Annotated in this window: 8 protein-coding genes and 1 pseudogene; all 9 read left to right on the forward strand. The window is 35.8% G+C overall.

Translation table 11 applies throughout. The features are described 5' to 3' along the window. The first annotated feature begins 60 nt into the window (after positions 1-60). The 9 genes and pseudogenes from GCU34_RS07590 (at position 61) to GCU34_RS07630 (ending at position 13,174) form a co-directional block, all read left to right on the forward strand. Positions 61-2,046, forward strand: a complete 1,986-nt coding sequence (locus GCU34_RS07590) for a urocanate hydratase (protein ID WP_072784342.1) — start codon at positions 61-63, stop codon at positions 2,044-2,046. A 70-nt stretch (positions 2,047-2,116) separates the two neighbouring features. Continuing rightward, on the forward strand, positions 2,117-2,644 hold the full coding sequence (locus GCU34_RS07595) for a DUF4136 domain-containing protein (RefSeq protein ID WP_072784344.1): 528 nt from the start codon (positions 2,117-2,119) through the stop codon (positions 2,642-2,644). A 287-nt stretch (positions 2,645-2,931) separates the two neighbouring features. Beyond that, on the forward strand, positions 2,932-3,819 hold the full coding sequence (locus GCU34_RS07600; protein WP_072784346.1) for a branched-chain amino acid transaminase: 888 nt from the start codon (positions 2,932-2,934) through the stop codon (positions 3,817-3,819). Beyond that, a pseudogene (ilvD, locus tag GCU34_RS07605) lies at positions 3,819-5,494 on the forward strand (dihydroxy-acid dehydratase). The gene GCU34_RS07600 and the pseudogene ilvD overlap by 1 nt, the downstream one beginning before the upstream one ends. A gap of 12 nt (positions 5,495-5,506) precedes the next feature. Further along, on the forward strand, positions 5,507-7,255 hold the full coding sequence (gene ilvB, locus GCU34_RS07610; RefSeq protein WP_072784350.1) for a biosynthetic-type acetolactate synthase large subunit: 1,749 nt from the start codon (positions 5,507-5,509) through the stop codon (positions 7,253-7,255). A gap of 6 nt (positions 7,256-7,261) precedes the next feature. Continuing rightward, complete coding sequence (gene ilvN / locus GCU34_RS07615) at positions 7,262-7,849, forward strand: acetolactate synthase small subunit (RefSeq protein WP_072784352.1); 588 nt, start codon at positions 7,262-7,264, stop codon at positions 7,847-7,849. A gap of 26 nt (positions 7,850-7,875) precedes the next feature. Continuing rightward, on the forward strand, positions 7,876-8,919 hold the full coding sequence (gene ilvC, locus GCU34_RS07620; RefSeq protein ID WP_072784354.1) for a ketol-acid reductoisomerase: 1,044 nt from the start codon (positions 7,876-7,878) through the stop codon (positions 8,917-8,919). A gap of 4 nt (positions 8,920-8,923) precedes the next feature. Next, entirely contained in the window at positions 8,924-10,168 is a 1,245-nt protein-coding gene (gene ilvA, locus GCU34_RS07625) for a threonine ammonia-lyase IlvA (RefSeq protein ID WP_072784356.1), read from the forward strand. A gap of 105 nt (positions 10,169-10,273) precedes the next feature. Next, a complete protein-coding gene (locus GCU34_RS07630; RefSeq protein ID WP_072784358.1) occupies positions 10,274-13,174 on the forward strand; it encodes an AsmA family protein in 2,901 nt (966 codons plus the stop codon). The last annotated feature ends 76 nt before the right edge of the window (positions 13,175-13,250 follow it).

Consider the following 13,250-nt stretch of genomic DNA (forward strand, 5'->3'; position numbering starts at 1 on the left):
AAACAATAAATTAAAAACAAGCGCTTATTGCTAAATGCATAAAGCTTAAAGCACAAAAAAATGACATTTAAAGAACAAATATTAGAAGGAATTCCTTCAGTTTTACCACAGCCAAAAGTTTACGAATCGCATATTAATCATGCGCCAAAACGCAAAGAAATTTTAACCGACGAAGAAAAGAAATTAGCATTAAAAAATGCATTGCGCTATTTCGAACCTCAACATCATGCTACTCTAATTCCTGAGTTTAAAGAAGAATTAGAAAAATACGGGCGTATTTATATGTATCGTCTTCGTCCAGATTACGAAATGAAAGCAAGAAACATTAACGATTATCCGGGTAAAAGCTTACAAGCTAAAGCCATTATGTTAATGATTCAAAATAATTTAGATTATGCTGTGGCGCAACACCCACACGAATTAATTACCTATGGTGGTAACGGAGCCGTATTTCAAAACTGGGCACAATATCGCTTAACGATGAAATACTTGGCCGAAATGACTGATGAACAAACATTAGTTATGTATTCGGGGCATCCCATGGGATTATTTCCTTCGCACAAAGAAGCGCCAAGAGTTGTAGTTACAAACGGAATGATGATTCCTAATTATTCTAAACCAGACGATTGGGAAAAATTCAATGCTTTAGGTGTAACACAATACGGACAAATGACTGCCGGAAGTTATATGTACATTGGTCCGCAAGGAATTGTTCACGGAACAACCATTACTGTCTTAAACGGATTTAGAAAAATAAAGAAAAATCCTAGCGGAAGTTTATTTGTTACTTCTGGTTTAGGCGGCATGAGTGGCGCCCAACCAAAAGCAGGAACTATTGCAGGATGTGTTACCGTTTGTGCCGAAGTTAATCCTAAAATTACCAAAATTCGTCACGAACAAGGTTGGATTCATGAAGTAATTGAAAACATCGACGAATTAGTTACAAGGACTAAAAAAGCTTTAGAAAACAAAGAAGTAGTTTCCATTGCATATTTAGGAAATGTGGTAGAGGTTTGGGAAAAATTTGATCAAGAAAATTTACATATCGATTTAGGTTCCGATCAAACTTCTTTACACAATCCTTGGGCTGGTGGCTACTACCCTATCGGATTTACCTTTGAAGAATCGAACGAAATGATGGCTAACAATCCTGAACAATTTAAAGTTGAAGTTCAAAAAACATTACGTCGTCATGCAGATGCTATTAATAAACACACGGGAAAAGGAACTTATTTCTTTGACTATGGCAATGCTTTTTTATTAGAATCTTCAAGAGCTGGCGCTGATGTGATGAATGACCATCCAACACTAGGTAGAGAATTTAAATACCCAAGTTATGTTCAAGACATCATGGGACCAATGTGTTTCGATTATGGATTTGGTCCATTCCGTTGGGTTTGCGCTTCAAACAATCCAGAAGATTTAGCTAAAACTGATAAAATTGCTTGTGATGTTTTAGAAGAAATGATGCAAAGTGCTCCAGAAGAAATTCAGCAACAAATGGCGGATAACATTCAATGGATTAAAGGGGCACAAGAAAACAAATTAGTTGTAGGCTCACAAGCTCGAATTTTATATGCCGATGCCGAAGGAAGAATTAAAATTGCAGAAGCGTTTAATCAAGCAATTGCTAAAGGTGAAATTGGTCCGGTTGTTTTAGGGCGCGACCACCACGATGTTTCTGGAACCGATTCACCATATAGAGAAACTTCAAATATTTATGATGGTTCTCGTTTTACAGCAGATATGGCGATTCACAACGTAATTGGAGATAGTTTTAGAGGGGCAACTTGGGTTTCTATTCACAATGGTGGTGGCGTTGGTTGGGGCGAAGTAATAAACGGAGGATTTGGCATGCTTCTTGATGGTAGTAAAGAGGCGTCAAGACGCTTAGAATCAATGCTTTTCTGGGATGTAAACAACGGAATTTCTAGAAGAAGTTGGGCAAGAAACGAAGGAGCTATTTTTGCAATAAAAAGAGCTATGGAGACGCAACCTTTATTAAAAGTTACCATCCCTAATATAGTAGACGAAAATTTATTATAATTTCAAGTTAATTTATTTGAAGTTTTTCAAACTTAAACTTGGAATCACTAACTTTAAATAAAATTGTATTATGAAAACAATAAAATTAGTATCGCTATTATTTTTATTTGCACTTGCTTCATGTAGTTCTGTTCGTGTAAATGCTGATTATGATAAGAAAGCCAGTTTCGATTCTTATAAAACTTTTGCTTATCTAAAAAGTGGTGTCGATAAAGCTGAAATTTCAGATTTAGATAAAAAACGAATACTATACGCCATTGATGAAGTAATGCAAACTAAAGGTTTTTCAAAATCAGAAAATCCAGATGTTTTGGTTAGCATATTTACTAAAGAAAGTGAACGCGTAGATGTGTACAACAACTCAGGTTTTGGCTGGGGATACGGTTGGGGTGGTCCATTTTGGGGAATGGGTTATAGTAGTGTTTCAACAACACCTGAAGGTGTACTTTTTATTGATATAATTGATGCAAAAACAAAAGAATTAGTTTGGCAAGGTCAAGGTGCTGGATATTTAACAACTAATCCAGAAAAGAAAGATGCCCGAATTAAGGAGTTTGTATCTAAAATTTTGGAGCAATATCCTCCAAAAATACAATAACAATAAAAATCATGTTTATTTTTATCAATATTTAAAATAAAAATCAATTTTACTGATTATTTAATAAAAACAATATTTTTTTATTCATTAAACAAAAACATTAATTACATTTGTCCCTACGAATTTAAAGAAAGAATGAAAAACTTATTTATCATTATCGCTGCGATTATTATTGTGATTCCTCAATTGCAGCGGATTGGTATATAGTTATATAAAATATTTAAAAACAATAAACCTTCCGCAAACCGGAAGGTTTTTTTTTGCAATAAAACTAACTTATAGATATTATGTATTTTGATGACAAAACCATTTTGTATTTTGATGGCCAATTCACAAAAGCTGTAGAAGCCACAACTAACTTATACACACAAACCATGCACTATGGTTACGGAGTGTTTGAAGGTATAAGAGCTTATGAAACTGCAAACGGAACTAAAATTTTCAAAGCAGAAGAACATTTTGAGCGCTTAAAAAATTCGTGCGAACAAATTCACATTCCTTATAAATACAATAATGAAGAACTCATTCAAAAAACGTACGAAGTTCTAAAACTGAATAATCTCACCGACGCATATATTCGTCCATTGGTTTTCTGTAGCCCAAACATGGGAATCAGTCGTCCAAACGAAGTTTCTATTATGATTTGCGCTTGGGAATGGGGTGCATACTTGGGCGAAAAATTATTAAATCTCAGCATTTCTTCCTATTGCCGACCTCATCCTCGTTCAACAAAAGTTGAAGCTAAAGTATGCGGACATTACGTCAACTCAATTTTAGCATCAGTAGAAGCCAAAGACAAAGGTTTTGACGAAGCTTTACTTTTAGATTCTGATGGCTTCTTAGCAGAAGGTCCAGGTTCTAATCTTTTCTTCGAAAAAGATGGTAAATTATTCACACCGCAAAGAGGCAACATTCTTCCAGGAATTACTCGTGCTACTGTTATCGAACTTTGCAAAGAATTAGAAATTTCCGTCGAAGAAGGTTTATTTAAACCTGAAGATCTTCAAAATGCAGACAGCGCCTTTTTATGCGGAACAGCGGCCGAAATCATTGGTGTTTCTTCTTTAGACGGAAAAGATTTTCCAATAAAATGGGAAAACTCTTTAGGCAAAAAATTACAATTGACATATAAAAATTTAGTATTGGATAAACCACTGCTTCAAACACAATTCTAATGATTTTAAACAAACACAGTAGAATAGTAACTCAAGATCCCACGCAACCAGCCACACAAGCTATGCTGTATGGAATTGGTCTAACCGAAGAGCAATTGAATTTACCTTTTGTCGGTATTGCATCTATGGGATATGACGGAAACACCTGTAACATGCACCTTAATCATTTGGCTACTTACATCAAACAAGAAGTAAACGAAGCCGAAATGGTTGGTCTTATTTTTAACACCATAGGAATCAGCGACGGAATTACCAACGGAACTGATGGTATGCGTTATTCCTTAGTCAGCAGAGAAATTATTGCCGACAGTATAGAAAGTGTTGTTGACGGACATTATTACGATGGTGTCATTGCTATTCCGGGTTGCGACAAAAACATGCCGGGAAGCATCATTGCCATGGGACGTTTAAACCGACCTTCAATTATGGTGTATGGCGGAACTATCGCTCCGGGAAAATACCACGGAAAAGACCTAAATATTGTTTCCGCTTTTGAAGCTTTAGGCGAAAAAATAGCAGGTAAAATAACCGAAGAAGAATACAAAGGTATCATTAAAAATGCTTGTCCGGGTGCAGGTGCTTGCGGCGGAATGTACACTGCTAATACTATGGCTATTGCTATCGAAGCTTTAGGAATGAGTCTTCCCTACTCGAGCAGCAATCCAGCTGTAAGTCATGAAAAAATAGAAGAATGCAAACAAGCAGCGCATTACATGAAAATTCTTTTGGAAAAAGATATTTGCCCCAAAGACATCATGACTTTTGAAGCCTTTGAAAATGCGATTACAACTTTAATTGCTTTGGGCGGAAGTACAAATGCGGTACTGCATGTTATTGCTATGGCAAAAAGTGTGGACATCAAAATAACCTTAGAAGATTTCCAACGCATTAGCGATAAAACGCCATTGATTGCCGATTTTAAACCGGGCGGAAATTACTTAATGCAAAATCTTCATGAAAAGGGGGAGTTCCCATGGTTTTAAAGTATTTGTTATCCAAAGGAATGTTACACGGCAATTGTTTAACAGTTACCGGAAAAACATTAGCCGAGAATCTTGCAGCAATAGAAGACATCGATTTTGAAGCACAAAACATCATTAGTCCTTTAGAAAACCCAATTAAAGTAAACGGACATTTACAAATGCTATATGGTAATTTAGCAGAAAAAGGTTCGGTAGCCAAAATAACCGGAAAAGAAGGCGAATTCTTCAAAGGTCCTGCGAAAGTTTTCAATGGCGAAAAAGAACTGATAAAAGGCATAGCCGATAAAAAAATAGAAAAAGGAGATGTTGTGGTTATCCGATATGTGGGACCGAAAGGCGGTCCGGGAATGCCGGAAATGTTGAAACCTACTTCGGCTATCATAGGTGCCGGATTAGGAAAAAGCGTGGCCCTTATTACGGACGGAAGGTTTAGCGGCGGAACCCACGGATTTGTCGTCGGACACATAACACCCGAAGCGTTTGAAGGCGGAACTTTAGCTTTCGTTCAAAATGGCGACTTAATTGAAATTGATGCCGTCAACAACACTTTAACGCTTCAAGTTAGCGAATCTGAATTAGCAAAACGAAAAGAGAATTGGGTAAAACCGTCTTTAAGTGTTAACCGAGGCGTGCTGTACAAATACGCAAAAATGGTTAAAGACGCATCAGAAGGCTGTATTACTGACGAATAAAAATCTAAAGTTATGGAAACAATCAAACAACATACCAAAACAACAGAAAACCAAAAGGCTCATCAGGCTTCTGGAAGCATTGCAGTAATTGACGCACTACTTTCTGAAAACGTAGCTACCATTTTTGGCTATCCCGGTGGCGCCATTATGCCTATTTATGATGCTTTATACGATCATAGAGATAAACTTCATCACATTTTAGTTCGTCACGAACAAGGTGCTATTCACGCAGCGCAAGGTTATGCTCGAGTGAGTGGAAAAACCGGAGTTGTTTTTGCAACCAGCGGTCCAGGCGCAACTAATTTGGTTACAGGTTTAGCAGACGCCATGATCGACTCGACTCCTGTTGTGTGTATTACAGGACAAGTTTTTGCACACCTTTTAGGAACCGATGCCTTTCAGGAAACCGATATTGTAAACATTACAACACCAGTGACCAAATGGAATTATCAGGTTACGGATGCTCATGAAATTCCAGAAGTTTTGGCCAAAGCTTTCTACATCGCCAAATCAGGAAGACCTGGTCCAGTTTTAATTGATATTACCAAAAATGCTCAACTTCAATTGTTTGAATATAGCGGTTACAAATCGTGTATTCACGTTAGAAGTTACAGACCGAAACCTGTTGTTAAACCGGAATATATTCAAGCAGCTGCTGATTTAATTAATCAGGCAAAAAAACCACTTGTTGTTTTCGGTCAAGGTGTAATTTTAGGCAACGCCGAAAAAGAATTTCTTCAATTTATTGAAAAAGCCAATTTACCAACAGCTTGGACCATTATGGGAATGAGTGCTATTCCAACTAATCATCCGCTTGGTGTAGGTATGGTGGGCATGCACGGCAATTACGGCCCCAATTATTTAACTAACGAATGTGATGTTCTAATTGCTATTGGAATGCGATTTGACGACCGAGTTACCGGAAGATTGGACAAATATGCCAAGCAAGCAAAAATTGTTCACTTAGACATCGATCCGGCTGAGGTAGACAAAAACGTACTCACAACCGTTCCAGTTTGGGGCGATTGTAAAGAAACGCTTCCTCTTTTGACTGCTGTTTTAGAACCAAAAGAACACAAAACTTGGTTGCAAGAATTCCAAGACAAAATGAAACATGAAGAAGAAGTTCTGATTAGTAAAGAACGTTTTCCAGAAACCGAAGAACTAACTATGGGCGAAGTTTTATTTGAACTTAACGAATTAACGCATGGCGAAGCTGTTTTCGTTAGTGATGTAGGCCAACATCAAATGGTGGTTTGCCGCTATGCTAAACAAAATCAGACCAGAAGTAACATTACCAGTGGTGGTTTAGGAACCATGGGATTTGCTTTACCCGCAGCCATCGGAGCAAAATTTGGTGCTCCCGAAAGAACCGTTGTCGCCATTATGGGTGACGGAAGTGCGCAAATGAATATACAAGAATTGGGAACGATTATGCAATTCCAACCCAATGTAAAAATCATTATTCTGAACAATCAATTCTTAGGAATGGTACGCCAATGGCAAGAATTATTTCACGAAAGAAGATATTCATTTACGGATATTACCAGTCCCGATTTTGTTCAGGTAGCCAAAGGATATCACATCAAAGGTCAAAAAGTAGCTGAACGTTCCGAACTTAAAAAAGCTTTAACAGAAATGCTAGCTTCAAACGAATCGTATTTACTTGAAATTATGGTAGCCAAAGAAGACAACGTGTTTCCAATGGTGCCACAAGGAAAAGGAGTTTCAGAAATTGTATTAAGTAAAGACCAAATTTAAGAACTCATGAAACAGGAATATACCATAACCGCTTACACGGAAAACCAAGTGGGATTGATTAACAAAATCGCCATTATGTTTTCTCGTAGAAAAATCAGTTTGGAGAGTTTTAACACGTCTCCTAGCGAGGTTGAAAACATTTACCGATTCACAATTGTAGTTCAAGAATCAGAATCTGTTATTAAAAATTTGGTCAAACAAATTAGCAAAATAGTCGATGTTCTTAAAGTATATGTCAATACCAACGACGAAATTATTTGGCAACAAATTGCACTGTATAAAGTTCCTACCGAAATCATTATGAAAGAAGCAAAAGTGGAACGCTTATTAAGAACATACGGAGCCAATGCAGTAGTAATCCGAAACGATTATACAGTTTTTGAATCTACAGGTCAAGATGAAGAAATCAATAAATTATTATCCGAATTACACAAATACGGCTTAATCGAATTCGTCAGAAGTTCAAGAATTGCCATTATGAAAGCCAGCGAAGGAATTCATAAAAGCATTTTGGAACTCGAAAAAAATGATCCTACCAAAGATCCGATCAACAATGAGTTCTTAAGCCTAAAGAGCAAAATATTTCAAATGTAATTAACAAACCAAAAAATAAATAAATTATGGCACAAATCAATTTTGGAGGTGTAGTAGAAAATGTAGTAACTAGAGAAGAATTTCCATTAGCAAAAGCATTAGAAACCTTGAAAAACGAAACTGTAGCAGTTATCGGTTATGGTGTTCAAGGTCCAGGACAAGCGTTAAACTTAAAAGACAATGGTTTTAAAGTAATTGTAGGACAAAGAAAAGGCGGAAAAACTTGGGACAAAGCAGTAGCTGACGGTTGGGTTCCGGGCGAAACATTATTTGAAATTGAAGAAGCTTTAGAAAAAGGAACTATCATCCAATATTTATTGTCTGATGCCGGACAAATTGAACTTTGGCCAACCGTTAAAAAATATTTAACTCCAGGCAAAACGTTATATTTCTCTCACGGTTTTGGTATCACGTACAAAGAAAAAACAGGAATCATCCCTCCTGCTGACGTTGACGTTATCTTGGTAGCTCCAAAAGGTTCAGGAACTTCATTGAGACGATTATTTTTAGAAGGAAAAGGATTGAATTCGTCTTTTGCAATTGAACAAGACGCAACCGGAACAGCACGCGAAAAAGTAATTGCTTTAGGAATTGGTGTAGGTTCTGGGTATTTGTTTGAAACTAATTTTTACAAAGAAGTAACTTCCGATTTAACCGGAGAACGTGGTACATTAATGGGGGCTATCCAAGGAATTTTTGCTGCCCAATACGAAGTATTACGCGAAAACGGTCACACACCATCTGAAGCTTTCAACGAAACCGTGGAAGAATTAACGCAAAGTTTAATGCCCTTAGTTGCTGAAAACGGTATGGATTGGATGTATGCCAATTGTTCGACTACTGCGCAAAGAGGTGCATTAGATTGGTGGAAACCATTCAAAGAAGCGACTAAACCTGTTTTTGAACAATTATACAGCGAAGTAAAAGCCGGAAACGAAGCTCAAAAATCTATTGATTCGAACAGTAAACCGGATTACCGTGAAAAATTAGAAGCCGAATTAAAAGAATTAAGAGAAAGTGAAATGTGGCAAGCCGGCGCAACGGTTCGTCAATTGAGACCCAAAAATTAACAAAATGAACTTATACAATGAAATTCTAAAAGCCAAAGAACAACTTAAAGATGTGGTACCGTCGACACCTTTGAGTGAAAACATGAATTTATCAGAAGAATTTCAGGCTAAAATTTTATTAAAAAGAGAAGATTTACAAATTGTGCGCTCCTATAAAATCAGAGGAGCGTACAATAAAATCAAATCGCTTACTAAAGCGGAAAAACAAAATGGAATTGTGTGTGCCAGTGCAGGAAATCACGCGCAAGGTGTGGCTTATTCGTGCAACTTATTGAAAATTGAAGGTCGCATTTACATGCCTAAAACCACTCCAAAACAGAAGATTAAACAAGTACAGTTATTTGGAAAATCTTTTGTGGAAATCATTTTAACAGGCGACACTTTTGACGATGCGTATGCAAGTGCCAAAAAAGACGCCGAAGAAAATCGCAAAACATTTATCCATCCGTTTGATGATGAAAAAGTAATTGCCGGACAAGGAACTGTGGCCATAGAAGTTTTGGAACAATGCAAAGAACCTATTGATTATGTTTTTGTGCCAATTGGCGGCGGCGGGTTGCTTTCGGGCGTGTCAACCTATTTAAAAACGGTTAGCCCTAATACTAAAATTATTGGCGTAGAACCACTTGGCGCTCCTTCAATGAAAACTGCTTTAGAAAAAGGCGAAAATATAGCTTTGGAAAGCATCGATAAGTTTGTAGATGGTGCAGCTGTAAAACAAGTGGGAAACTTAACTTACAACATCAGCAAAAATTTGGTTGACGATATCATTTTGGTTCCCGAAGGAAAAGTGTGTTCTACCATTTTGCGTTTATACAACGAAGAAGCAATGGTTGTAGAACCTGCCGGCGCTTTGTCTATTGCTGCATTGGATTTTTACAAAGATCAAATTCAAGGAAAAAATGTTGTTTGCATTGTTAGCGGAAGTAACAATGATATTTTACGAACCGAAGAAATCAAAGAGCGTTCGCTTTTATACGAAGGATTGAAACATTATTTCATGATTCAGTTTCCGCAGCGTCCGGGTGCTTTAAAAGAGTTTGTCAACGAAGTTTTAGGCGAAGAAGACGATATTACTTATTTTCAGTTTGCTCAAAAAAACAACCGCGAAACCGGACCTGTAATTGTAGGATTGGAAATTAAAAAACAAGAAGATGTAGTTCCGTTAAAAGAGCGAATGCTTCAAAAAGGCTATCAATATCGCTATTTGAATGAAAAAGAAGATTTGTTTACCCAATTGATACGTTAAACTTGAAGAGGCTTTTGAGCCTCTTTTTTTTTGAACGTTAACTAATTTTTTAAAACTTTATACCTTTCTACGTTGTAACTTTGCACACTAATAAAGAAATTTCGGATGAAATCATCTAAAGAAAAAATTGTGAAAATTGTAAAAATTGCAGCTATTAGTATTTTATTATTAATAGCTTTTACTTTATCACTTCCATTTATTTTTACTGATACTATTACTCAAAAAGTGAAAGCAACAGCTAACACTCATCTAGATGGTGAACTCAATTTCAAAGAAACTAACTTGTCTTTTTTCAAGCATTTTCCTTCTTTAACGCTAACGTTAAACGAATTAAATTTAAATGGATCTGCTCCTTACAAAAAAGAATCTTTGATTAATGCGAAAGAAGTTTCTTTAGGAATCAATGTCTTCAGTTTAATTTTTGGAAGTGAAACCGAAATTGACGAAATTTATTTGGACAACGCAAAAATCAACATTCAAGTCAATCGTTTTGGTGAAGCGAATTACAATGTGTACAAATTGAATGGTGATACGACGAAAACATCATCAAATGAAAGCCAATTAAAGTTAGAACGAATCATCATAAACAACAGCGAATTGGTATATTTTGACCGTTCGGCTAAAATTGAAATTAAATTAAAAGGTCTGAATTATAGAGGAACCGGAGATTTACAAAATTCAAATTTCGATTTAAAAACCAGAGCTCAAATTGACCAACTTTCATTGACATATGATAAAAACGAATATCTGAAAGACAAAAAAGTTAAAGCCGATTTAATTACTAAAATCAACACCAATTCCCTTTCGTTTATTTTCGAAAAAAATGATTTGATCATCAATAAATTACCGATAGAATTCAGTGGATTTTTCGACTTTATTGCCAACGGTTACAAAATGGATTTCAAAGTCAAAACCACAAATAGTAATTTAGAAGATGTTTTTTCGGCTTTACCACCCGAATTTGGAAATTGGGTTAAAGACACCAAAACTAAAGGAAAAACAGATGCTTCTTTTAATTTAACTGGCGATTATATTGTTTCTGAAAACAAACAACCCGAAGTCAATTTTGCTATTAAAGTTCGTGATGGTTATGTAAAGCATAAAAATGCACCGTTTCCTATTGAAAATTTGTATTTGAATTTGGAAACCAAATTACCGAATCTAGACGTTACCCAACTACAAGTTAAATTAGATTCGCTCTATTTTGATGTTAACAAAAACAACCTGAGTGCTATTTTAAAATCGACTGGTTTTGGCGATGTCATGCAAGTAGACACTAAAATTAAATCGAATTTAGATTTAGGATTTGTTTCTTCTGCTTTGCAAATTCCGAACTTTGAATTGGGTGGGAAATTAAATGCCGATGTAGTGGCCAACGGAACTTACGACACTAAAAAGCGACTATTTCCAAAGGCTAAAGGAACTTTTAATTGGGAAAACGGAACTATCAAAACGGCTTATTACCCAAATCCTATACAAAATATTCAGCTTGATGCTAAATTAGATAACCCTAGTGGTTATTTTAAAGACGCTTCTCTAGACATTACAAAAGGTCATTTTACTTTTGAAAACGAACCGTTTCAATTGGCTGCTCATTTCCAAAACTTTGATGACGTTGCGTATAACATTGTAGCAAATGGAACGTTGAATGTAGGCAAAATTTATCAAGTTTTTAAAATAGATGGAATCGATGTCAACGGAAAAGTTTCGGCTAATGTTCATTTGAAAGGAAAAGAAAGCGACGCAACCAGCGGAAATTATGCCAACTTAAATAACAGCGGAACGATTTCGGTTCAAAAAATAGCGACTAAAACTTCGTTTTTCCCTTTGCCATTTGTTATTGAAAACGGAACTTTCACTTTTCATCAAGATCATTTAAATTTTGAGAATTTCGTTGGAAAATATGGAACTTCAGACATTAACATGAATGGATATTTCCAAAATGCTATCAACTTTTTCTTAGCCGATAAAGAAATCTTAAAAGGAAATTTCAAACTGAATTCGTCTTTATTAAACACTAACGAATTCTTTTTCACGAAAGAAGTTCAAGTTGAAAAAGAAACCGGGAAAACGGTAGAAAACACAATTCACCAAGTAATGGAAGTACCTACAAATCTTGATTTAGGATTTGATTTGGATGCCCAAAAATTGGTTTACGAAGATATTAATGTGAAAAATATTTCCGGTAGAGTTACCATTGAAAACGGAAAAATTTCATTGACTAATGGGAAACTCAACATTATTGATGCCAGCGCTTTAATGAATGGTTCATATGAAAATATGGGTACGCAAAAAGCGAATTTCAATTTCAAAATGAAAGCTGCCGAATTTGACATTAAACGAGCGTACAACGAAATCAAAATGTTCCGTGAACTAGCTTCTAGTGCCGAAAATGCTGAAGGAATTATCGGAATGGATTACGACATTAAAGGTGTTTTGAACAACAAAATGGAACCTATTATGCCTTCGTTAGAAGGTGGCGGAACGATTTCGGTAAAAAAAGTAAAAATGAACAACTTTAAATTAATGAATGTTGTTTCAGAAAAAACAGATTTTGACAACTTAAAAGATCCAGATTTGTCGGAAATTACTATAAAATCAAACATAAAAAACAACATCATCAATATCGAGCGTTTTAAAGCAAAAGTGTCATTATTCCGTTTACGCTTTGAAGGACAATCTAGTTTTGATGGTAACTTGAATTTAAAAATGCGTGTAGGTTTACCGCCTTTAGGAATTATTGGAATTCCAATTAAAGTAACCGGAACTCAAGATGAGCCCAAAATTCAATTAGGTAAAAAATCTGAAGATTTGGAAGAAACGGTGTATGACGAAAATGCAACACCAACTGATTCTATTTCAACACAAACAATTGATTCAACTTCGGTAACAAAACCTATAATAAAAGATACTATTAGCGCATCGATTCCTGAAAATAAAGAAATTATTTCAGATAGTATTACACCAGCACCAGCAATTGAAGTAAAAAAAGATAGTATTCGTTAAGAAGATCATGGTATGGATTCAAAAGGTTTCAAAATAATATTTTGGAACCTTTTTTTTCGGCACTACGTAATTTGAA

Source organism: Flavobacterium haoranii (assembly GCF_009363055.1).
In the GTDB taxonomy this organism is placed as follows: Bacteria; Bacteroidota; Bacteroidia; order Flavobacteriales; family Flavobacteriaceae; genus Flavobacterium; species Flavobacterium haoranii.

What these genes read in the sequence shown, in the direction of transcription:
- GCU34_RS07590 (WP_072784342.1), top strand. Translation starts at nt 61, where the DNA reads ATGACATTTAAAGAACAAATATTAGAAGGAATTCCTTCAGTTTTACCA.
- GCU34_RS07595 (WP_072784344.1), top strand. Translation starts at nt 2,117, where the DNA reads ATGAAAACAATAAAATTAGTATCGCTATTATTTTTATTTGCACTTGCT.
- GCU34_RS07600 (WP_072784346.1), top strand. Translation starts at nt 2,932, where the DNA reads ATGTATTTTGATGACAAAACCATTTTGTATTTTGATGGCCAATTCACA.
- ilvB (WP_072784350.1), top strand. Translation starts at nt 5,507, where the DNA reads ATGGAAACAATCAAACAACATACCAAAACAACAGAAAACCAAAAGGCT.
- ilvN (WP_072784352.1), top strand. Translation starts at nt 7,262, where the DNA reads ATGAAACAGGAATATACCATAACCGCTTACACGGAAAACCAAGTGGGA.
- ilvC (WP_072784354.1), top strand. Translation starts at nt 7,876, where the DNA reads ATGGCACAAATCAATTTTGGAGGTGTAGTAGAAAATGTAGTAACTAGA.
- ilvA (WP_072784356.1), top strand. Translation starts at nt 8,924, where the DNA reads ATGAACTTATACAATGAAATTCTAAAAGCCAAAGAACAACTTAAAGAT.
- GCU34_RS07630 (WP_072784358.1), top strand. Translation starts at nt 10,274, where the DNA reads ATGAAATCATCTAAAGAAAAAATTGTGAAAATTGTAAAAATTGCAGCT.